18 protein-coding genes are annotated in these 21,553 nt (G+C 66.9%); 9 read left to right on the plus strand and 9 right to left on the minus strand.

The window, feature by feature from the left end:
- The first annotated feature begins 86 nt into the window (after positions 1 to 86).
- A complete protein-coding gene (locus tag A5733_RS00735) occupies positions 87 to 2,006 on the plus strand; it encodes an acyltransferase family protein (RefSeq protein WP_083665919.1) in 1,920 nt (639 codons plus the stop codon).
- A 3-nt stretch (positions 2,007 to 2,009) separates the two neighbouring features.
- Here the strand turns inward: A5733_RS00735 and A5733_RS00740 are convergent, their stop codons facing one another.
- Together A5733_RS00740 and A5733_RS00745 are read right to left on the minus strand one after the other, a co-directional pair.
- Positions 2,010 to 2,432: a nitroreductase family deazaflavin-dependent oxidoreductase gene (locus tag A5733_RS00740; RefSeq protein ID WP_067776834.1), complete on the minus strand. Its 423-nt coding sequence runs from the start codon at positions 2,430 to 2,432 to the stop codon at positions 2,010 to 2,012.
- 39 nt (positions 2,433 to 2,471) lie between these two features.
- Complete coding sequence (locus A5733_RS00745; protein WP_076238693.1) at positions 2,472 to 3,446, minus strand: NADPH:quinone oxidoreductase family protein; 975 nt, start codon at positions 3,444 to 3,446, stop codon at positions 2,472 to 2,474.
- 84 nt (positions 3,447 to 3,530) lie between these two features.
- Here A5733_RS00745 and A5733_RS00750 point away from each other — a divergent pair, with 84 nt between their 5' ends.
- Positions 3,531 to 4,628: an NAD(P)-dependent alcohol dehydrogenase gene (locus A5733_RS00750; protein ID WP_076238694.1), complete on the plus strand. Its 1,098-nt coding sequence runs from the start codon at positions 3,531 to 3,533 to the stop codon at positions 4,626 to 4,628.
- A gap of 42 nt (positions 4,629 to 4,670) precedes the next feature.
- Complete coding sequence (locus A5733_RS00755) at positions 4,671 to 5,594, plus strand: alpha/beta fold hydrolase (protein ID WP_142253737.1); 924 nt, start codon at positions 4,671 to 4,673, stop codon at positions 5,592 to 5,594.
- Here A5733_RS00755 and A5733_RS00760 read toward each other — a convergent pair.
- A complete protein-coding gene (locus A5733_RS00760) occupies positions 5,584 to 6,936 on the minus strand; it encodes a flavin monoamine oxidase family protein (RefSeq protein ID WP_076238696.1) in 1,353 nt (450 codons plus the stop codon). The two genes, A5733_RS00755 and A5733_RS00760, sit on opposite strands and share 11 nt — an antisense overlap.
- A gap of 27 nt (positions 6,937 to 6,963) precedes the next feature.
- Here A5733_RS00760 and A5733_RS00765 point away from each other — a divergent pair, with 27 nt between their 5' ends.
- Entirely contained in the window at positions 6,964 to 7,935 is a 972-nt protein-coding gene (locus tag A5733_RS00765) for a TIGR03617 family F420-dependent LLM class oxidoreductase (RefSeq protein ID WP_076238712.1), read from the plus strand.
- Positions 7,936 to 7,979: 44 nt separating this feature from the next.
- Entirely contained in the window at positions 7,980 to 9,473 is a 1,494-nt protein-coding gene (locus A5733_RS00770) for an NAD(P)/FAD-dependent oxidoreductase (RefSeq protein WP_076238697.1), read from the plus strand.
- A gap of 93 nt (positions 9,474 to 9,566) precedes the next feature.
- Here the strand turns inward: A5733_RS00770 and A5733_RS00775 are convergent, their stop codons facing one another.
- Complete coding sequence (locus A5733_RS00775) at positions 9,567 to 10,709, minus strand: hypothetical protein (RefSeq protein ID WP_076238713.1); 1,143 nt, start codon at positions 10,707 to 10,709, stop codon at positions 9,567 to 9,569.
- Complete coding sequence (locus tag A5733_RS00780; protein ID WP_076238698.1) at positions 10,709 to 11,857, minus strand: phosphotransferase family protein; 1,149 nt, start codon at positions 11,855 to 11,857, stop codon at positions 10,709 to 10,711. Before A5733_RS00780 ends, A5733_RS00775 begins: the two co-directional genes overlap by 1 nt.
- 45 nt (positions 11,858 to 11,902) lie before the next feature.
- Between A5733_RS00780 and A5733_RS00785 the strand changes: the two genes are divergently transcribed.
- From A5733_RS00785 to A5733_RS00800, 4 genes are all read left to right on the plus strand, one after another.
- The gene (locus tag A5733_RS00785; protein WP_076238699.1) at positions 11,903 to 12,511 is read left to right on the plus strand and encodes a TetR/AcrR family transcriptional regulator; all 609 of its coding nucleotides are present in this window, start codon (positions 11,903 to 11,905) and stop codon (positions 12,509 to 12,511) included.
- A gap of 73 nt (positions 12,512 to 12,584) precedes the next feature.
- Positions 12,585 to 13,895 (plus strand): MFS transporter, encoded by a 1,311-nt coding sequence (locus tag A5733_RS00790; RefSeq protein ID WP_076238700.1) that lies wholly within the window; start codon positions 12,585 to 12,587, stop codon positions 13,893 to 13,895.
- The gene (locus A5733_RS00795; protein ID WP_076238701.1) at positions 13,892 to 15,253 is read left to right on the plus strand and encodes an LLM class flavin-dependent oxidoreductase; all 1,362 of its coding nucleotides are present in this window, start codon (positions 13,892 to 13,894) and stop codon (positions 15,251 to 15,253) included. The genes A5733_RS00790 and A5733_RS00795 overlap by 4 nt, the downstream gene beginning before the upstream one ends.
- Before the next feature lie 53 nt (positions 15,254 to 15,306).
- Positions 15,307 to 15,990, plus strand: coding sequence for a PIG-L deacetylase family protein (locus A5733_RS00800; RefSeq protein WP_076238702.1), 684 nt, complete (start codon positions 15,307 to 15,309; stop codon positions 15,988 to 15,990).
- Between the two features lie 50 nt (positions 15,991 to 16,040).
- On the opposite strand, the gene A5733_RS00805 is transcribed toward A5733_RS00800, so the two are convergent.
- From A5733_RS00805 to nuoL, 4 genes are all read right to left on the minus strand, one after another.
- Positions 16,041 to 16,808 (minus strand): enoyl-CoA hydratase, encoded by a 768-nt coding sequence (locus A5733_RS00805; RefSeq protein ID WP_076238703.1) that lies wholly within the window; start codon positions 16,806 to 16,808, stop codon positions 16,041 to 16,043.
- Positions 16,809 to 16,921: 113 nt separating this feature from the next.
- Positions 16,922 to 18,487 carry an NADH-quinone oxidoreductase subunit NuoN gene (gene nuoN / locus A5733_RS00810; protein WP_076238704.1) on the minus strand — a complete coding sequence of 522 codons (1,566 nt, stop codon included), beginning with the start codon at positions 18,485 to 18,487 and terminating at the stop codon, positions 16,922 to 16,924.
- Position 18,488: 1 nt separating this feature from the next.
- On the minus strand, positions 18,489 to 20,084 hold the full coding sequence (locus A5733_RS00815) for an NADH-quinone oxidoreductase subunit M (protein WP_076238705.1): 1,596 nt from the start codon (positions 20,082 to 20,084) through the stop codon (positions 18,489 to 18,491).
- Positions 20,078 to 21,553 (minus strand): NADH-quinone oxidoreductase subunit L (gene nuoL / locus A5733_RS00820; RefSeq protein WP_076238714.1); only part of this gene is annotated, 1,476 nt, incomplete at its 5' end. The genes nuoL and A5733_RS00815, both read right to left, overlap by 7 nt.

Here is a 21,553-nt window from a genome sequence, read left to right on the forward strand (position 1 = left end):
CGGTGACCTATGCTCGCTGCGGCGAACGGCGTGCCCGAGGGGCGGTTTCGTCGACCATCGGCGAAGACGGCGCAGGAAGTTTCATCGTGCAGGCAATTGTTGACGATCCGGTCCGCGTTTCTGCCGTGCGGCCGCAGGCGAGTGACCCCCTGATCGGGTTGAGCGGCGTGGCCATCGTGATGGTGGTCGTCGGCCATTTCTGGTTCGGTCAGGCCAGTGCCGGACTCGATGTCCTGTTCATGCTGACGGGGGTTCTGCTCGGCCGGCGAGTGCTGCACCACATCGGTACGGCGGGCCCGAGCGCCATGGCCGGCGAATTCGCCTGGCTGGTGCGGTGGTTGGTGCCGCCGATGGTTCTCATGATTGCCGTGTGCGCGGTACTGACCGTGCTGATTCAACCGCAGACCCGGTGGGAGGCATTCGCCGAGCAGACGCTGGCCGGCCTGGGTTTCTACCAGAACTGGCAGTTGCTCCAGTCGGCCGAGGACTATGTGCAGGCCGGTGCGGCGGTGACGCCCCTGCACCACCTGTGGGCGGTCTCGGTGCTGGCTCAGTTCGCGGCCGGATTCCTGGCACTGGCCGCCGTGGTGACGGCGGTGACGAGGCGTCGGGGCCGGTCTCTGCGGCGCGATGTGCTGATGGCGGCCTGCGGTGCCGCGATGGTGGCGTCGCTGTACTACGCGGTGGTGACGCACTCGGACAACCCGATGCCGGCCTACTACAGCACCGCCGCGCGCGCCTGGCAGCCACTGGTCGGCGTGCTGGCCGCGGCGCTCGTGACCCGCCCGGCCCGGCTCCGCGGGTGGCCGATCTGGTCCCGGATCGGTGAGACGTTGCGCAGCGCACCGTTGGTCGCTCTCGGAGCGGTGGCGTATCCGCTGTACCTCTGGCATTGGCCACTGTTGATCTTCTGGCTGGCCACCGTCAACACCGATGCGGTCGGTCTCGTCGACGGCAGCGCGGTCGCCGTGGTCGCCGCGTTGCTGGCGTGGCTCACCGCGCGGTTCGCCCAGCCGCCGTGGCGCACGCAGTGGCGCAACCCCGCCGCGGCCTTGACGGGGATAGTCATTGTGCTGGTGACGGTGATGTTGGTGGCGACATCGTTGATGTGGCGGGGCCATGTGGCATCGGCGCGGGCCAGCGGTGCGGAATTGGAAATGCTGCCGGTTCGCGACTATCCGGGCGCGCGGGCGCTCATCGAGAACCGCAGGGTCGCCAAACTGCCGATGCGCCCGAGCGCTCTGGAGGCGGCCGACGACATCCCGCCGTCGTCGGTCGACCATTGCGTCACCGGATTCACCGGCGACGAGGTGATCACGTGTACATACGGAGACCCCGAGGCGGCCCGTACGATTGCGCTGGCCGGCGGGTCCCATTCCGAGCACTGGCTGACCGCTCTGCACCAGATCGGCCGGCAGCACGGCTTCAAGGTGACCACCTATCTGAAGCTCGGTTGCCCGCTGACCACCAAACCGGTGCCCATCATCGCGGGTTCCTTCCAGCCGTATCCGTCCTGCCGGACGTGGTCGGACCAAGCGCTGGCCCAGATCATCGCCGACCGGCCGGATTACGTGTTCTTCACCGCGACCCGCCCGATCCTCAACGGACCCGGTGACTATGTGCCCGATTACTACCTCGGGATCTGGGAAGAACTGGCGGCCAACGGTATTCCGATGCTTGGCATGCGGGATACGCCGTGGATGGTTCGGGACGGCTGGTTCTTCTCACCGGTCGACTGTCTGTCGGACGGGGGTGATGCCGAGTCGTGCGGGCTGCCTCGCAGTGAGGCGCTGGCCGCCCGCAACCCCACGTTCGAGTACCTGGACAGGTACCCCTCGATGAAGGTGCTGGACCTCAGCGACGCCGTGTGCCGGCCGACCATCTGTCGCGCGGTGGAGGGCAACGTGCTGATCTACCACGACACCCACCACCTGTCCGGCGCCTACGTGCGCACGCTCACCGACGAGTTGGCGCGGCAGCTGTCCGAGGCCCTCGGCTGGTGGTGACCGTCATTCGACGATGAACACCGGGATCTGCCGAGTGGTCTTGGTCTGGTACTCGGCATACGGCGGGTAGGCCTCGACGGCCAGCTTCCACCAGTGTTCGCGCTCGGCACCGGAGAGCTCGCGAGCCGTCAGCGATGCGGTCTTGTCGCCGTCCTGCACCGTGACAGCCGGGTTGGCCTTCACGTTGAAGTACCAGGAAGGGTGTGCCGGGTCTCCGCCCTTGGAGGCCACCATGGCGTAGCGGCCGTTCTCCTCCACCCGCATCAGCGGGACGTAGCGCTTCTTGCCGGATTTGGCGCCCGTCGTCGTGAACAGCACGATGGGGCGGTCCAGCACCTCGACGCCGTCGGTGGTGCCTTGTTCCAGGATGCGTTGGGTCTGCTCGCGTACCCAGTCGGTGGGGCTCAGTTCGGCTTGCTCAGTCACGCACCCCGCAACAGCGGCTCCCGCCCGGATATTCCGCGCTCAGCGAAGCGCCAGCACCACTTTGCCTTTCGCGGTGCGGTTCTCCAGGGCGGCGATGGCCTGGGCGGCCTGCTCCAGCGGGTACACCTCGGGCTGCGGCGCGGCGACGGCACCGGAGGCCAACAACGGCTGCAGTTCGGCCCACTGCTCGGCAAGATATCCGGGATGGGAGAACGTCCAGGCGCCCCAACCGGCCCCGACCACGTCGACGTTGTTGAGCAGCAGGCGGTTGACTTTGACCGTGGGGATCTCACCGCCCGTGAAGCCGACCACCAGCAGTCGGCCGCCCACGGCCAGTGAGCGCAACGAGTCGGTGAAACGGTCACCGCCGACGGGGTCGACCACGATGTCCACCCCACGCCCGCCGGTGAGTTCGGAGACCGCATCGCGGAAGCCCTCGGCCAGCACCACATCGGATGCCCCTGCGGCCCTGGCGATCTCGGCCTTCTCCTCGGTGGACACCACCGCGATGGTGCGTGACGCGCCGAGTGCGGGTGCCAGTCGCAGCGCGGAGGTTCCGATGCCACCGGCCGCGCCGTGCACCAGCACGGTCTCGCCCTTGGCCAGCCGGCCGCGGGTACGCAGGGCGAAGTGCACGGTGAGGTCGTTGAACAGGATGCCGGCCCCGGCCTCGAACGACACCGCGTCGGGCAGGGCGAACACCCGCTCGGCGGGCAGCGCCACGACTTCGGCCATGCCGCCCGACAGCATGGTCAGGCCGAGCACCCGGTCACCGGCGGAGACATGGGCATCGTCGGGCGCGGAACGCACCACGCCGGCGACCTCAGCGCCCGGGGTGAACGGCAGGTCCGGCTTGTACTGGTAGAGACCGCGGGTCAGCAGCGCGTCGGGAAACGCCACGCCGGCGGCGTGGACGTCGATCACCACCGCATCGGTCTCGCCGGCGGGCTCCTCGACCTCTACCACCTGCACCGCATCCGGACCGTCGAGTCGGCTGATCTGTGCTGCACGCATCGCCTGTCTCCTTGTGCGTAGACCGTTTGAGTGGACCGCCGGCCAATTGTGACAGGTGTCAAGTCGTTGGCCTAGCATCACCGGATGCTCAATGCCCGCGCCGCAGTGCTGCTCGACGCCGGAGCTGACCCGCAGCTCACCGAGGTACAGATCCGTGAACCTGTCGGCGATGAAGTGCTGGTCCGGATCGACGCCGTGGGCATCTGCCACACCGACGTGACCATGGCCGCCCGGTTCCGCAAGGTACCGATGGTGTTCGGCCACGAGGGGGCCGGCACGGTGGTCCAGGTCGGGCCGGACGCCACCCACCACATCGGTGATCAGGTCGTGCTCACCTTCGCCAGTTGCGGCAGTTGCCCGGACTGTCTGGACGACGCTCCCGCCTACTGTGCGCATTCCACCGACCTGAACATGCGCGGCAGTCGCCGCGACGAGTCCAGCGCGCTTCGGCTGGCCGGCGAGCCGATCAGTGGCGGATTCTTCGGACAGTCCAGTTTCGCCACGTACGCGATCGCCGGCAGCCGCAACGCAGTCGCGCTACCCGAGCCGATCGACCCGGCCCTGGCGGCCCCGCTGGGCTGCAGCGTGCAGACCGGTGTGGGCGCGGTGCTCAACGTGCTCGCCCCGACACCCGAGGATGCGTTCGTGGTGTTCGGCGCCGGCGCCGTCGGGCTCTCTGCGGTCATGGGTGCCCGCATCGCGGGATGCCGCACCATCATCGCCGTCGACCCGATCGCGCAACGTCGTGCACTGGCAACCGAATTGGGTGCCACGGCCACGATCGACCCGACGGCCGTCGACGCTGCCGCGGCGGTGCTGGAGCTCACCGGGGGAGCGGCCGCCGCGGTCGACACCACCGCCCGCCCGGACGTGATCGCCGGTGCGGTCGGGGTACTGCGGTCGCGCGGGTCACTGGCGCTGCTGGGTCTGGGCGCCATGACCGCTGAGCTTCCGGTCGTGCTCATCATGGCCAAGGGGCTGACCGTGCGCGGCGTGGTGGAAGGTGACAGTGATCCGCAGTCGTTCATTCCGCGACTGGTCGATCTGCACCGCCGTGGCGAACTTCCGCTCGAGGCCTTGGTGACCCGCTACGCCTTCGACGACTTCGAGGCCGCCTGGGCCGCCGCCAAGACGGCTGACGTGGTCAAACCCGTGCTGACCACCGAAGCGGTAGGCTCGTAAATCCTTTTTCGCCCCGGCAACGACGCCGACGATCGGAGCATGATGACCCTGCCCCAGCTACCACCGGGACGCGCCGTGGAGGTCCGTGCGGTCGACGGTGTCCGGCTGCACGCCGAGGTGTTCGGACCCGAGGACGGCTATCCGATCGTCCTGGCCCACGGCATCACCTGTGCCATCGGGGTGTGGGCCCATCAGATTGTCGATCTGGCCGCCGACTATCGCGTCATCGCCTATGACCACCGCGGGCACGGCCGCAGCGAGGCCCCGCGCGAGCGGCACCGCTACAGCCTCAACCACCTCGCCGCCGACCTCGACGCCGTGCTCGACGCGACGCTGCGGCCGGGCGAGCGGGCCGTCGTCGCCGGACATTCGATGGGGGGCATCGCGATCACCTCGTGGTCGCAGCGCTATCCAGCCCGGGTCGCCGCCCGCGCCGATGCCGTCGCACTGATCAACACCACCACCGGGGATCTCCTGCGCGACGTGCAGCTGCTGCGCGTACCGGCAGCATTGAGCGCCACCCGCATCCGGGCGGCCGGCACCGTGGTCAGGACGTTCGGCGGGTTTCGGGTACCCCGGTTCACCGCGCGTCCCAACCAGCGCTTCGTCGCGCACCTGGCTGTCGGCCGTGACGCCGAACCGTGGGTGGCGCCCTACGTCTACCGATTGTTCACCGAGACGCCGGGGGCCGGCCGCGGTGGCTGGGCTCGGGCGCTGGTCAACAGCATGGGGCCGCAACACATTTCGGTGAAGAACCTGTCGGTGCCCACACTCGTGATCGGCAGCCACAAAGACCGGTTGCTGCCGATCGATGCCGCCCGCCGCATCGCCGCCGACGTCCCGAACCTTGCGGGCTTCGTCGAGATGCCCGGCGGGCACTGCGCCATCCTGGAATGCCCCGACCAGGTCAACGCCCAGTTGCGGGCCCTGGCCGAGTCGGTGACGTCCCAGCCGCTCAGTTCGTAAGCCGACCGGCCACCTCGGCGGCGGCCCGCTGCCCCGAACGCACCGCCCCGTCGAGGAATCCGGTCCACACGTCGGCGGTTTCGGTGCCGGCCCAATGGATCGCGTCCACCGGCGCACGCAACCACTGGCCGTACTGCGTCCAGGATCCGGGCGGCACGGCCGCGGTCGGGCCTCCGGGCGCGAATTGTTCTGTGCCCCAACAATGGTCGATGTAATCGATCGGCGCCAAGGCGGCGTCGCCGAACAGGGTGGCAAAGCCGGCCAGGGCCTGTTTGCGTCGCTCCGTCGCCGGCAGCCGGTCGAACGTACGCGCATCGGTGAAGCCCAGCAGGATGCCGGGGCCATCGTCGCCGGGGCTCACGTCGAAAGTGATGAACACCGGACCTTCATCGGACAGTGCCTCACCCGAACATCCGTTGGCCCGCCAGAACGGGCGCTCGTAGGCGGCGTAGGCCTTGCTGAGGTTGCCCTGCGGCCAGTGCGCGGCCAATTCCGTGTAGGCCCGGGGCAGCGGGGGACTGAACTCGATACCGGTGCGGTGCTGCGGCGGGATCGCCACGATCACCGCTTTCGCGTGCACCACACCGGCCGGGCAGCTCACCTCGACGGTGCCGTCGGTGCGTCGTTCGATGCGGCCCACCGGGGCGTCCAGCACCACCCGGTCGCCCAACTCCTCGGCCATCCGCAGCGCGATCTGCTGGGTGCCCTCGGGAAATCGGTCCTGCTGGGCGCCGCCGCGCACGTCGAGCATGCGGTCCAGTCCACCGGCGGCCTTCACGTAGCGGGCGGCGTGCAACATCGACACTTCATCGGGTTCGGCACCCCAGGTGACCCGCGACATGATCGCCATCAGGTTGCGGGTCGAGGCGTTGGCGTCGGCCGAGCGCAACCATCCCTCCAGGGTGCGCTCATCGAGGGTGTGGGCGTTCGTGCTGTTCCACGGCTCGTCCACGCGGATCAGCCGGCACAGCCGCTCGAAACGCCACTGGATCCGGGACACGTCGAACAGTTCCATCATCGACAGTCGCGGGATCGTGCTGCGGTAGGACCGCACCCGGCCATGCCAGCGGATCAGGTTCTTGCCGCGGTCGTAGGTGGGAACGGTTCGGCAGCCCAGTTCTCGGGCCAGCGTGAGCACGGCGTCCTGGGTCGGTCCGACGAACGTGGCGCCCAGGTCGACGGGTATCCCGGCGATGGTGGCGGTCGACGAGCGGCCGCCCACCCGGTCGCGTCCCTCCAACACCACCACCTGGTGTCCGAGCCGGGACAAGGCGCGGGCGGCGGACAGTCCGGCGAAACCGGCGCCCACCACGACGACGTCGCTGCTCGATGGGAGGCTCACCCCTCTAGGCTCTCACGCGTGAAGGTCATGACAGCGTTGTTCGGGCCGACGGATGCGATCCAACGAGCCACGGCCCTGCGCGAGGCCGGTGCCAGCGGGGTGTTCACCTTCGAGGGGCCGCACGACGTGTTCACCCCGCTGACCCTGGCGGCCACCGTCGGCGATCTGGATCTGATGACCAATGTGGCAATTGCGTTTCCGCGCAACCCGATTCACCTGGCACATCAAGCCATCGACCATCAGATCCTCTCGGGTGGCCGGTTCACACTGGGGCTCGGCACCCAGATCCGTACCCAGATCGAGAAACGGTTCGGTGCGCAGTTCGACCGTCCGGTGGCCCGGATGGCCGAGTTCGTCGCGGCGTTGCGGGCGATCTTCACGGCCTGGGAGACCGGCGAACGGCTGGATTTCCGGGGCGAGTACTACCGGCACACCCTGATGACACCGACGTTCACGCCGCGTGACAACCCCTACGGTCCGCCGCCGATCTACGTCGGCGCACTGGGCCCCAAGCTGACCCGGGCCACCGCCCAGTTCGCCGACGGCCTGCTGGTCATGCCGTTCGGTTCCAAGCGGTTTCTGCACGAGGCCACGCTGCCTGCCGTGCGCGCCGGGCTCGCTGCGGCCGGGCGCGACGAGGGCGAGCTGGCGATCGTGCCGGAGATCATCGTGTCGGCCGGGGACGACCATGACGCGGCGCGCCGATTGCTGGCGTTCTACGGCTCCACTCCGGCCTACCGACCGGTGTTGGAGGTGCACGGTTGGGGTGATTTGCAGCCTGAGCTCAACGCGTTGTCCAAGCAGGGCCGCTGGGCCGAGATGGGTTCGCTGATCGACGACGATGTGCTGCACACCATCGCCGCCTGCGGTAGCCCGGCCGACATCGCCGCGCACATTCGCGACCGGGTCGACGGGGTGTCCGACCAGATCTGCCTGTACCAACCGGGTCCGATCGCCGTGGAGTCGCTTGCCCAGATCGTTGACGCGCTCCGCGGATGACGACCTAATCTGGTGGTACTGAGCGGGACCAAAGGAGGTTCGCCATGGATGGCGCTCGTCGGGACGTGGATGCGGGTTACTCGGACGTGCTCATCATCGGAGCGGGGATCTCCGGTCTCGGTGCGGCCTATCGGCTTCAGGAGAAGAGCCCGGGACTGACGTACACGGTGCTGGAACGCCGCCAGCGCATCGGCGGCACCTGGGATCTGTTCCGGTATCCGGGCATCCGCTCGGACAGTGACATCTTCACCTTGAGCTTCCCGTACCACCCCTGGTCCCGGCCGGAGAACGTGGCCGACGGCGGCGACATCCGCGAGTACCTCACCGAGACCGCGCGGGTCAACGGGATCGATCGGCACATCCGGTTCAACACCCGTGTGCGGTCGGCCGATTGGGATTCGGGCACCGACACCTGGACCGTGCACGCCGAGCAGGACGGTCAGCCGGTGACGTACCGGTGTCGGTTCCTGTTCTGCGGCACCGGTTATTACAACTACGACGAGCCCTACACACCGGAGTTCCCCGGCATCGAGAGCTTCAGTGGGGACGTCGTGCACCCGCAGTTCTGGCCCGAGTCGCTGGACTACTCGGGCAAACGGGTCGTGGTGATCGGCAGCGGGGCCACCGCGATCAGCCTGGTGCCCGCGCTGGCCCAGCAGGCTTCGCAGGTGACGATGCTGCAACGGTCACCGACGTACATGATGTCGATGGCGCGGATCGATCCGATGGTGCAGGCCATCCGAAAAGTGCTGCCCCGCAGGTTGGCTCATCAGGTGGTGCGGTTCCGGAATGCGATGATCCACGTCCTGACCTACTTCATGTTCCGCAAGGCGCCGCGTTTCGGCCGGTGGCTGATCCGCAACCGGACCATCGCTGCCCTGCCGGCGGGCTATCCCGTCGACGTGCACTTCAAGCCGCGCTATAACCCGTGGGATCAACGCATGTGCCTGGTGTTGGACCGCGACCTGTTCGACCACATCAGTGACGGCCGCGTCGAAGTCGTCACCGATCACATCGACCACGTCGATGCCGCGGGCATCGTGCTGAAATCCGGTGCGCGGGTTGATGCCGACGTGATCGTCACCGCGACCGGTCTGCAACTGCAGGCGCTCGGGGGCATCAAGCTGTCGATCGACGGTCACGAGGTCAAGCCGACCGAGCGATTCGTCTACAAGGAGTTCCTGCTGGAGGACGTGCCCAACCTGGCCTGGTGCATCGGGTACACCAATGCGTCGTGGACGTTGCGGGCCGACATGACCGCTCGGGCATTCGCAAACCTGGTGGCCTACATGGGCGCTCACGGCTACACCCACGCCTACCCGCACAAAGGCGCGGCCCCGATGCCGGAGAAGCGGACGTGGGATCTGGAGGCGGGCTACATTCAGCGTTCCGAGCATGCGCTACCGCGCTCGGGCACCAAACGGCCCTGGCATGTGCGGCACAACTACGTGCTGGACGCCATCGACCACCGCTTCGACCGCATCGACGAGTCGATGGTCTTCGGCCGCGCCCCGGCCGACGCGAACGTGGCCTCCTGAGCGCCGCCGCATTTCTCCCGCGAGCAGACGCAAACCGGCGCATTTTCCTGGGAAAACGTGCGGGTTTGCGTCTGCTCGCGCGGGAAAAGTGGCCTAGGGCGCGACGGTGAGCCAGTCGGCAAATCCGGATGGGTCATGCCGGCCGAGCGCGCCATGCTCGAACAGGCCCCAGCCTTCCACCGACGCAGCATTGCCTTCGGTGCAGACCGCCCGGCCGACGTGATCGATCACGCCGAAACCGGACCGCCCGATGATCGCCGGATCGGTCATGTCATAGGTGCGCCGCTCGGTGAACTTTTCGCCCTTCCAGACGCCGTGAATCCAGTCGACGTCGCCGCCGTAGCCGCCGCCGACGTGAATGGGCACCGGCAGCTTCGATTCCACGTCAAACCGCAGTGGCGTGCCGTCTAATGCAGTGGCGTCGATGGTGGCCCCGGTCGGAATGCGGGTGCCCGACCGGTAGTGGATCTTGACCCGGGGCCAGCCGAGCTGCTCGACGCGGCCGTCCCGGAAGATGCGTGTGCAGTCGTTGAGCGAACGGAAGCCGCTGGGATCCTCCTGGATGATCAGCACGATCGCGAAGTCGTCGAACGCCATCGGCACGTACAGCCACCACATGCCCTCGAAAGGTGGATCTGCCGGGCGCCCGGCCGGTTCGGCCTCACCGATCGGACGAATGCCCCAGGACCGGTCGCGCGAGCCTATCCAGGTCTGCGGGTCGACGTCGATGCGCCGGCCGTCGATCTCCAGATAGCCACTCCAGGAGCCCAATTGGGCAAAGCGCTGGGCGTCGAGCGTGACGCGGTTGCCCTGACGCATCAGATGCGGCTGCTCCTGCACGACATCGAACAACCCGTCCCAGGTGAGATCGGCGGCGACGCCGTCGGTTTCGTCGAGCACGATCCGGAGCTTGTGCAGTGGCTCGATGACCTCGACGCGGTAGTCCAGCACGTGCTGGTTGAGCCGGTCCTGGTCGATGGCGTCGGACAAATGCACGGCGGTCTGCGTGTCCCCACCACCGCCGAATTTGCCGCTGTCGCGGCGGGATACCAGGAAGAACGCATCCTTCACCCCCAGGTTAGGGTAATAACCGATGCCGGTGACGACGAAGATGTCGCCGGTGCGATCGTGAGCGTTGAAATACGAGCGGTCGTAGAAGTTGCGATCCGACGACCCCGGCCACGCGATCGGCTGGGGGACTTGATGTACCGGATACTCGTCCATCGGTCCGAGCATCATGCCTCCTCGATCAGGCGCCGCAGCAGCGACGCGTGGTAGAACATCGTCTCGACGTCTTCGGGCTTTTCGATCTCACCGAAATGCACACGCCGGGCGCCGGTGCGCATGAACACGCAACACCAGATGACCCCGGAGTAGATGTAGAACCAGCGCAGATCACCCAGTTGCGCACCGGTCAGTTCGGTATAGGTGGCGCGGACGTCCTCCTCGCGCATCACGTCTGGCAGGCCCGGCAATCCGGCCAGCCCGGCGAGCTCCTCAAAGACCATGTGCGCAAAGATGATCCAGGCGACGTCGAGTTCGCGGGGGCCGAGAGTGGCCATCTCCCAGTCGAGTACGGCCACCGGACGGAAGTCGTCGTACAGCACGTTGCCGATGCGGGAATCGCCCCAGGACAGCACGGTGTCCGAGGCCGCGACCTCCTCGGGGAAGTGTTCCTCGAGCCATTGCAGCGCGCGCTCCACCAGAGGTGAGCGGCCGATGTCGGGCACCGAGAACTCGTACCATTCCTTGAGCCAGCCGAAGTGGCGGCGTAGCGGGGTGTTGCCCGGTGGGTCGACCTCCGACAGGAACGCGAAACGTTCTGCGGCGTCTCCGATTGCGTGCAGTTTGGCCAGCACCGCCACGGTGCTGTCCTGCAACTCGCGCCGGCGTTCGGCCGGCGCATCGGCGAACCAGTTACCGCCGAACGTGTAGGGCATGACGTCCGGCGGCACCTGGCCGTCGACGCGATCCATCAGGAAGAACGGGGTGCCGAGCACCTCGCCCGTGGTGTCGATCCAGCGGACATTGGGCACCGGTACGTCGGTGAGTTCGCCGACCTGGCGCATTACCTCGAACTGGTGATCCAGCCGGTAGGACGAGAACACCGGGATGTCGTCGGTGGTGGGGGCGACGCGGGCCACCCACCTCTGTTCCTTCGGTTCACCGTGTTCCTCCCAGCGGCCGGTGAGCATGATCGTCTCCGAGGACATGCCGTTGGAATCGACTCCGCTTTCCACGGTGATCTCTGGGGTGACGCCGCCCGGCAACACGGTGGACAGCCATTTCGACAGCACCGTAGGCAGGCTGGTGACGTCACGGCTGGAGCGTTGCAGGTGGTCGACATTCTCGACGGCAGCGTCTACGGCCGGCTCGTTTGCCATTGAATTCTTCCTTACGGCCACAATTACGATACTGTTAGTAGCGTTATGAAAGCAGAGTCATCACCGGTTGGCAAGACCGCCGGAGCCGGACGTCCCCGCGATCCGCGTATTGACGCTGCCATATTGCAGGCGACTGCGGACCTGCTCGTGGAAATCGGTTACGCAAACCTGACCATGGCGGCGGTCGCCGAACGCGCGGAGACCACCAAAACCGCGTTGTACCGCCGGTGGTCCAGCAAGGCGGAATTGGTGCACGAGGCCGTGTTCCCCGCGGCCGCGACGGCGTTGACGGCACCCGCCGGGGACATCGCCGCCGACATCCGGGCAATGATCGGGGCGGCGCGCGACGTGTTCACCAGCCCGGTGGTGCGCGCCGCGCTCCCGGGGCTGGTCGCCGATGTCGCCGCCGATGCCGAACTCAACGCCCGGGTGATGGCCCGGTTCGCCGAGATGTTCGTCACCGTGCGTACGCGGATCGTCGACGGCATCGAGCGCGGTGAAGTCCAGGCAGACGTGGACCCGGACCGCTTGGTGGAGCTCATCGGCGGATCGACGATGCTGCGAATGTTGTTGTGGCCGGACAGAGATCTCGATGACGAGTGGGTGACGCAGACCGCGGCGATCGTGGTCCATGGGGTCACGGTGGGGCCGTAGACCCTGACGGTGTTTGCCTCACCGTGAGGAGAAATCTTTCGCACGGATACGTGGCCGCATAACCTGCGGCCACGTGACTGTTACCGCCCCACGTTCAGCGGCCAAACCGACTGCGCGCACCGTCGCGCTCGGCAGTGCGGTCGGTACCACGATCGAGTGGTATGACTTCTATCTGTATGCCACGGCCGCGGCCTTGGTGTTCAAACCGCTTTTCTTCCCGAATATTTCATCGACCGCAGGCACGCTGGCCGCTTTTGCCACCTACGCCGCGGGGTTCGGCGCGCGGCCGCTGGGGGCACTGATCTCCGGACATTACGGAGACCGCCTGGGCCGCAAGACGGTGCTGGTCGCCGCGCTGGTCGGGATGGGACTGAGCACGTTCGCGATCGGGCTCCTGCCGACCTATGCCCAGCTGGGCCTGCTCGCGCCGGTGCTGCTGGTGACCCTGCGATTGTTGCAGGGTCTGGCTGTCGGTGCCGAATGGGGCGGTGCGGCACTGCTTTCGGTAGAGCATGCCCCGGCGGGGCGCCGCGGATTGTTCGGCAGCTTCACCCAATTGGGTTCCCCGGCAGGCATGGTGCTCTCGACCGGTGTCTTCTACGTGACGAGAACCGTCACCGGCCCGGAGGCCTTCCTGGCCTACGGGTGGCGAATCCCTTTCCTGCTCAGCGCAGTTCTGGTCGTGGTTGGGCTGGTGATCCGGCTGAGACTCACCGATGCTGAGGTGTTCTCGCAGGTGAGAGAGCGTGGTGAGGTGGCGCGGCTGCCCGTGCTGGAGGTGCTGCGCACACAACCGCGCAACGTGCTGATCACCACCGGATTGCGGTTCTCGCAGATCGCCCTGTTTGTTCTGCTGACAACATATTCGTTGACGTATCTGCAGGATTCGTCAGATGCCGGCGGTCAGGTCGGCTTGACGGCGGTCTTGATCGCATCGGCGCTCGGGCTGATCAGCACACCGGCGTGGGCGATGCTGTCCGACCGGATCGGCAGACGACCACCGTATCTGTTCGGTGCGGTCGCTGGAGTGCTGGCGCTTGTCCTGTTCTTCGTGGCGGCCGGCACTGGATCACACATCGCGATCGTGTTGTCGATCGTGTTCGGCGTCAACATCGCTCACGACGCCATGTACGGTCCCCAGGCAGCGTGGTTCGGCGAACTGTTCGACACTCGAGTGCGGTACAGCGGGGCTTCCCTGGGCTATCAGATCGGCGCGGTGCTGTCGGGAGGTTTCGCGCCGTTGATCGCGGCGGCGCTGCTGGTCGCCGGTGGGGGCAGCCCGTGGTTGATCGTCGGGTACTTCGGGGTGTTGACCGCGATCACCTTTGCCGCAGCGTATTTCGCCCGTGAAACACATGTGGACGAGCTTGGGGAGGTGCGATGAGCAGGATCTACCTCAACGCCTTCGACATGGCCTGTGTCGGACATCAGTCGGCGGGTCTGTGGCGTCATCCCGAGGATCAAGGTTACCGCTACCGCGAGCTTGGGTACTGGACGGAGCTGGCGCGCACCCTCGAGGCCGGCGGTTTCGACGCACTGTTCCTCGCCGACGTCCTCGGTGTCTATGACGTCTACGGCGGCTCGCGCGACGCGGCGGTGGCCGATGCCGCGCAGGTCCCGGTCAACGATCCGACCCTTGCGGTGTCGGCGATGGCGGCGGTCACCGACACCCTCGGCTTCGGTGTCACGGTATCGCTGACCTACGAGCAGCCCTATGCGCTGGCGCGTCGACTGTCGACGCTGGATCACCTGACCGGTGGCCGGGTGGCCTGGAACATCGTCACGTCGTATCTCGACAGTGCCGCGCACAATCTGGGGTTGGACGCGCAGATCCCGCACGACGAGCGGTACGAGATCGCCGAGGAATACCTCGAGGTCTGCTACAAGCTATGGGAGGCGTCGTGGGAGTCCGATGCCGTCATCCGCGACCGCGAGCGTGGCGTGTTCACCGACCCGGCGAAAGTTCACGACATCGAACACAAGGGGCGTTATTTCAGCGTGCCAGGTCCGTTCCTGTGCGAACCTTCCCCGCAGCGCACCCCAGTGCTGTTCCAGGCGGGCGCCTCGTCGCGAGGGGTCCGGTTCGCGGCCGCGCACGCGGAGGCGGTGTTCGTGTCCGGCCCGACGCCGGAGATCGTGGCCAAACCTGTCAAGGCGCTTCGGGCGGCCGCCGCCGACCATGGCCGAGATCCCCGGTCTATCAAGGTGTTTACGATGCTGACCCCGATCGTCGCAGAGACCTACGAGGCGGCCGCGGCCAAGCTTCACGACTACCGCCGGTATGTCAGCGCGGACGGTGCGCTTGCGCTGTTCGGTGGATGGACCGGGGTGGACCTGGCCGAGCTCGGTCCCGACGAACCACTGCGATACGTCCAGACCGAGGCCAATCGTTCCGCATTGGCATCGTTTACCACCTCGGACCGGAATTGGACGGCGGGAGAGCTGGCACACGAGGTCGGTCTCGGCGGCCGTGGCCCGGTGGTGGTGGGCTCGCCGACCGACGTCGCCGACGAACTCGAACGGTGGGTCGACGAAGCCGGTGTGGACGGGTTCAATCTGGCCTATGTCACCACGCCGGGTACGTTCGTCGACTTCGCCCGCCACGTCGTGCCCGAGTTGCGTCGACGCGGCCGGGTTCCTGACCATGGCGAACGGGTGACGTTACGCGAGCGGCTCGGCGGGGCCGGACCGTTACTGGCCCCGGACCATCCCGGTGCCGCCCACCGCCCGGACCGGGGCTGAAATCCTGGTCGAACAGTTGACAGGAACCGCGGTCGGGGTTCGACACTGGTGAGATGACCGCGGATGACGTTCAACCGTTCCCCACCGACTGGCAGCGAGCGTTGGTCCTCGTCGCGCATCCCGACGACCCCGAGTACGGGGTGGGCGCGGCCGTCGCGAAGTGGACTGCCGCCGGCAAGGCCGTGCATTACGCGCTCGCCTCGCGGGGTGAGGCGGGCATCGCGGGGATGCCGCCGGAAGAGGCCGGGCCGCTGCGCGAAGATGAGCAGCGACGCTCGGCGGCCATCGTCGGGGTCGATGACGTGGAGTTCTGGGACTTCCCAGACAGCAATATCCGCAATACGGCCGAACTGCAGGCCAAGATCGCCGGCACTATCACCACGCTGCGCCCTGACGTCGTCGTCACGCTCTACAGCGGTCCCTATTGGGCGCCCGGAGTGCCGAACCAGCGCGACCACATCGAGTTCGCGCACGCCGTCGCCGCGGCCTACGAGAGCGTTTCCGAGCCGCCGGCTTGGCTGTTCGAAAACGGTCCGGGCCCAACGCATTGCGAGGTGGTCGACGATTACACCGATCTGGCGGTGAAATCCCTTGCTGCTCACCAGGTTTACCTCTCGGTGCTCGATCCCGACACTCCCGTCGTCGAACAGGCGCGGCGACAGGTGCACATGTCCACCCCGCCTCTGGCGGGATTCGGCGCGCGAACAGTGGCGTTTCGCTTACAGCGGCATCGCTGAGCCCATCGAGCACGCCTGCTATCGCTGTGTGTGCGGTGACATATTTCGAGCTATCCCTCGAGCTGGCCCCGGTTACGTTGGGCCACAGCGCGATAGCGGTCACCCAGGCCGTCGAAGTCACGAGCCTGCGCGCCGGCGATCGCCTGTTCGGCGGCCAGTGCCGGGCTGATCACGGGTTCGGCCCCGCGTGTGTAGATCTCCTTGAGCCCGGCCATGGTCGGGCCGGGCACCTCGGCGATCTGTCCGGCCAGTTCCAGCGCGCGGTCCAGCAGTCGCTCGTGCGGCACCACCTCGGTGACCAGGCCCAGCCGTTCGGCACGTGTCGCGTCGATGACTTCGCCGGTCATCGAGAGACGACGCGCCATGGCGGCACCGACCACCTGGGGCAGCCGCGCGGTCATACCTCCGCCGGGCAGGATGCCGACCCGGGCATGGGTGTCGGCGAACACCGCCCGCTCCGAGGCGATCAGAAAGTCACAACCCAGCGCCATCTCGAGCCCGCCGGTGAACGTGGCGCCGTTGATCGCCCCGATGATGGGTGTGCTCAGTTCTCCGGTCTTGGTGATGCAGTTGTGCGACTGGAACTTCTCGAAGTAGCCCATGCCCAACGTCTGGGCTTCCTTGAGGTCGACGCCGGCGCAGAACGCGGGGTCGGTACCGGTCAACACGATGGCGAGCACCGCGTCGTCGAGATCGGCGGCCTCCAGTGCGCCGTAGAGTTCTTCGATCAGCTCTCGGCCCAGCGCGTTTCGGGACTGTGGGCGATCGAGGGTGGTGACCCGGACGGCGTCGTGGTCGGTGATGCGGACGGTCGTCATGGTTCGAATCTAGCGCTACGCCCGGCCCGTTCTACCCGCGAGCAGTCGCAGATGTCCCGCTTTTCTCGGCGTGTCGGGTACATCTATGTCTGCTCGCGCAGGGAACGGAGCGGTCAGCGTAGGAAAGTTTCGGCGTGGTTGGCCAGATCCAACAGCGGCTGGGGGAGCGCACCGAGGAGGAATGTGACCGCGGCCGTGAGGGCCACGACGGCGGTGGTGGGCCCGCTGGGGACGACGACCTCGGGCGCGTCGTCGGGGGAATCGGTGAAGAACATCAACACGATCACCCGCACGTAGAAATAGGCCGCCACGGCGCTGGCGATCACGCCCACGATGACCAGCGGGATCGCGCCGCCTTCGCCCGCTGCTTTGAACACCGCGAACTTTCCGACGAAGCCACTAGTCAGCGGAATTCCCGCGAAGGCCAACAGGAACAGCGAAAAGACCACGCCGACAAGTGGATACCGCCGGCCCAGACCGGCCCACTGGGCCATCGACGTGGCCTCGTCGCCGGCGGCGTCGCGCACCAGCCCGACGACCGCGAACGCGCCGACGGTGCTGAATCCGTAGGCGAACAGATAGAACAGTGTGGCGGACACCCCGGCGGGATTGGCGGCGATCACGCCGGTCAGGATGAAGCCCGTGTGGGCCACCGCGGAATAGGCCAACATCCGTTTGACGTCGGTCTGGGTGACGGCGGTGATGGTTCCGACCACCATGGTCAGGATGGCGATCGCCCACAGGACCGGTCGCCAATCGTCACGCAGTTGCGGCACCGCGACGTAGAAGATGCGGAGCATGGCACCGAATGCCGCAATCTTGGTGGCTGCGGCCATGAACGCGGTGATCGAGGTCGGGGCGCCCTGGTAGACATCGGGTATCCACGAGTGGAACGGCACCGCACCGACTTTGAACAGGATCCCGACGAGCAGCAAGGCGATCCCGATCAGGGCCAGCGGAGTATTGGGCGCACGGGTCGCCACCGAACTCGCGATACCGTTCAGGTTCAGGGTGCCGGCATAGCCGTACAGCATGGCGGCCCCGTAGATGAAGAATCCCGACGAGAACGCTCCCAGCAGGAAGTATTTGAGGGACGCTTCCTGGGACAGGAGCCGCCGTCGGCGGGCCAGCCCGCACAGCAGGTACAGCGGCAACGAGAGCACCTCGAGCGCGATGAACATGGTCAACAGATCATCGGCGGCCGGAAACAACAGCATGCCACCGATCGCAAACATGGTCAGCGGGAAGACTTCGGTTTGCATCGCGCCGGTCGTGGTGGCCACCTTCTCGGCGACACTTCCGGGCACCGCCGAGGCCTGCGCGGTGAATCCGTCCAAACCCCGTGCGCCACCGTCAGGTTGGGTATGTGGTTGACGTTCAGCGATGAGCAGGACGCCCAATATGCCGACCAGGGCGATGGTGCCCTGCAGGAACAGCGTCGGGGCGTCGAGAACCACCGCGCCCAGCACCGCCGGCTTGCCCGGGGTGCCGCGAAGATCACGGGCCAGCAGCATGACCGCCACCACCGCGGCGACCAATCCGGACAACGCCAGCGTCACCTGCACGCGGTAACGCGCGGACCGCGGGAGAAAGGCTTCGGCCAACACCCCCGCGACCGCCACCCCGAAGACGATCAACATGGGGGAGAGCAGGCCGTACTCGATGCTGGGTGTGACCATGTCAGCGGACCCCCTCTGCCAGCTTCGGCATCACCGTCGGTGGCGGATCGGTCTGACCGATGGTCACCAGGGTGTGCTGCACCGCCGGGTTGATCACGTCCAAGGCCGGCTTGGGATAGATCCCCAGCACGAGCAGCATCGCGATCAGCGGTGCGACGACGGCCAGTTCCCGTGGCACCAGGTCGCGGACCTTGTGTTCACCGTCGGCGAGGCTCTCGGGTACCGGGCCGGTCATCATCCGTTGGTACATCCACAGGATGTACACCGCCGACAGCACCAACGCGGTGGCGGCGAAGACCGCGATCACCGGGTACCGGGTGAATGTGCCGATGAGAACCAGGAATTCACTGATGAACGGCGCCAGGCCCGGTAACGACAAGGTCGCCAGCCCGGCCACCAGGAAGGTGCCGGCCAACACCGGTGCGACCTTCTGCACGCCGCCGTAGGCGTCGATCAGCCGGGAACCGCGTCGCGACACCAGGAATCCGGCGATGAGGAACAGCGCGGCGGTGGAGAGCCCGTGGTTGATCATGTAGAGCGTCGAGCCGGACTGCCCTTGGCTGGTCATCACGAAGATTCCCAGGATGATGAAGCCGAAGTGCGATATCGAGGTGTAGGCGATCAACCGCATCACGTCGGTCTGCCCGATGGCCAGGACGGCGCCGTAGACGATGCCGATCACAGCGAGGGTGACGACCAGCGGCCGGAAATACGTTGACGCGTCGGGGAACAGGGGCAGGCAGTAGCGGAGCATGCCGAAGGTGCCGACCTTGTCCATGACGGCCATCATCAGCACGGCGCTGGCCGGGGTGGCCTGCACCGCGGCGTCAGGAAGCCACCGGTGGAACGGCCACAGCGGTGCCTTGACCGCGAACGCGAACATGAAGCCGAGGAACAGGAAGTTCGCCACCGCCGGGTTGATCACGAACTCGCCGGACGAGACCGCAGCGACGATCGCCCGGAAATCGAATGTGCCAGAGCCGAAGGCGTCACTGCCCGCGGTGACGACATACAGTCCGATCACCGCGGCCAACATCACCAGACCGCCAAAGAGGTTGTACAGCAGGAACTTCACCGCCGCCTTGGAAGCGTGAGCGCGCTGTCTTCCAAACCCCCCGATCAAGAAGTACATCGGGATCAGCATGGCTTCGAAGAACACGTAGAACAGCAGAATGTCCAGGGCCACCAGCGACATGAACACCATGCCCTCGACAGCCAGTGTGAGCGCCAGATACGCCTGCACCCCACGGCCACGGAGCCCGGCCTGGTGCTCGCCGTCGTTCCAGCCCGCGATGATCAGCAGCGGCAGCAGTACCGCGGTGAGCACGACCAGTGCCAACGCGATCCCGTCGACCCCGAGAATGTAACCGGTACCGAATGACGGTATCCAGCGGTGCGATTCGACGAACTGGTACTGCTCGCCGTCCGGATCGAAGCCGACGGCGAGCACCCCGGCCAGGCCCAACGCCGCCAGGGACACGGCCAGCGCCAGCCATTTCGCCAGCGTCTGCTGCGCGGCCGGGACCAGCATCACGACGACCGCCCCGACCGTCGGGACCACCCACAACGCCGTCAACCACGGAACGGTACTCACCACAGTCGCACCGCCAGGATCGCCGCCACCACCAGGACCGCTCCGCCCAGCATCGACAGTGCATAGGACCGGGCGAAGCCGGACTGGACCTGACGTAGGGTGTCGGACGTTCGAGTGACGAGAGCAGCCAGCCCGCCGGCGGTACCGTCGACAACCTTGTCGTCGACGGCGACCAGGGCTGCGGTGAGGGTCTGACCACCTCGCATGAACACCGCCTCGTTGAACGCGTCACCGTACAGGTCCTGTCGGGCCGCCACGGTCAATGCCGACCCAGCGGGTACATCAGCCGGAACCGACCGCTGCGCATACATCCGGTAGGCCACCAAGATGCCGACGGCGACGACCGACAGCACCACCACGGTGACCACCCAGGCCGGGACCGCATGATGTGCCTCATGGCTGCCGACCACCGGTTCCAGCCAGTGTGACAGCGTGCCGCCGATCGCCAGCGCCCCACCGGAGACCACCGAACCGACCGCGAGCAGGATCATCGGCCCCGTCATCACGGCCGGCGCCTCGTGCGGATGAGCGCTGTGATGTTCCCCCGTCGCTTCGCTCGCCCCGCCAGCCCAACGCTTTTCGCCGAAGAACGTCATCAGCATCACCCGGGTCATGTAGAACGCGGTGATCCCGGCACCCAAGATGGCCGCTCCACCCAGGATCACCCCGCGCGCTCCACCGGCCCCCAACGCGGCTTCGATGATGCTGTCTTTCGAGAAGAAACCGGCCAGCGGTGGCACACCGATGATCGCCAGGTAGCCGAGCCCGAACGTGGCGAACGTGATCGGCAGGACCTTGCGCAACCCGCCGTAGCGGCGCATGTTCACCTCGTCGTCCATGGCATGCATCACCGATCCGGCGCCGAGGAACAAGCCGGCCTTGAAGAAGCCGTGGGTCAGCAGATGCATGATCGCGAACGCGTAGCCGGCGGGGCCGAGTCCGGCCGCCAGCACCATGTAGCCGATCTGCGACATCGTCGACGCGGCAAGGGCTTTCTTGATGTCGTCCTTGGCGCAGCCGATGATCGCGCCGAACAGCAGTGTCACCGCACCGACGATCACCACGCCGGTCTGCGCGGCCGGGGCGAGATCGAAGATCGGACCGGACCGCACGATCAGATAGACGCCGGCGGTGACCATGGTCGCGGCGTGAATCAGCGCCGACACCGGCGTCGGGCCCTCCATGGCATCACCCAACCAGGACTGCAACGGCACCTGGGCCGACTTGCCGCACGCTCCCAACAGCAGCAGTAGGCCGATGGCGGTGAGCGTGGCCTCACTCAATGCCGGTGCGGCACTGAATACTCCGTCAAAGGAGATCGACCCGACGGCGGCGAACATGATCATCAGCGCGATCGCCAGGCCCATGTCACCGACCCGGTTGACGACGAACGCTTTCTTGGCCGCGGTGGCCGCCGACGGTTTGTGGGACCAGAACCCGATCAGCAGGTACGACGCCAGGCCCACCCCTTC

Origin of the sequence: Mycobacterium sp. NS-7484 (genome assembly GCF_001953975.1) — a bacterium.
Lineage (GTDB): Bacteria > Actinomycetota > Actinomycetes > Mycobacteriales > Mycobacteriaceae > Mycobacterium.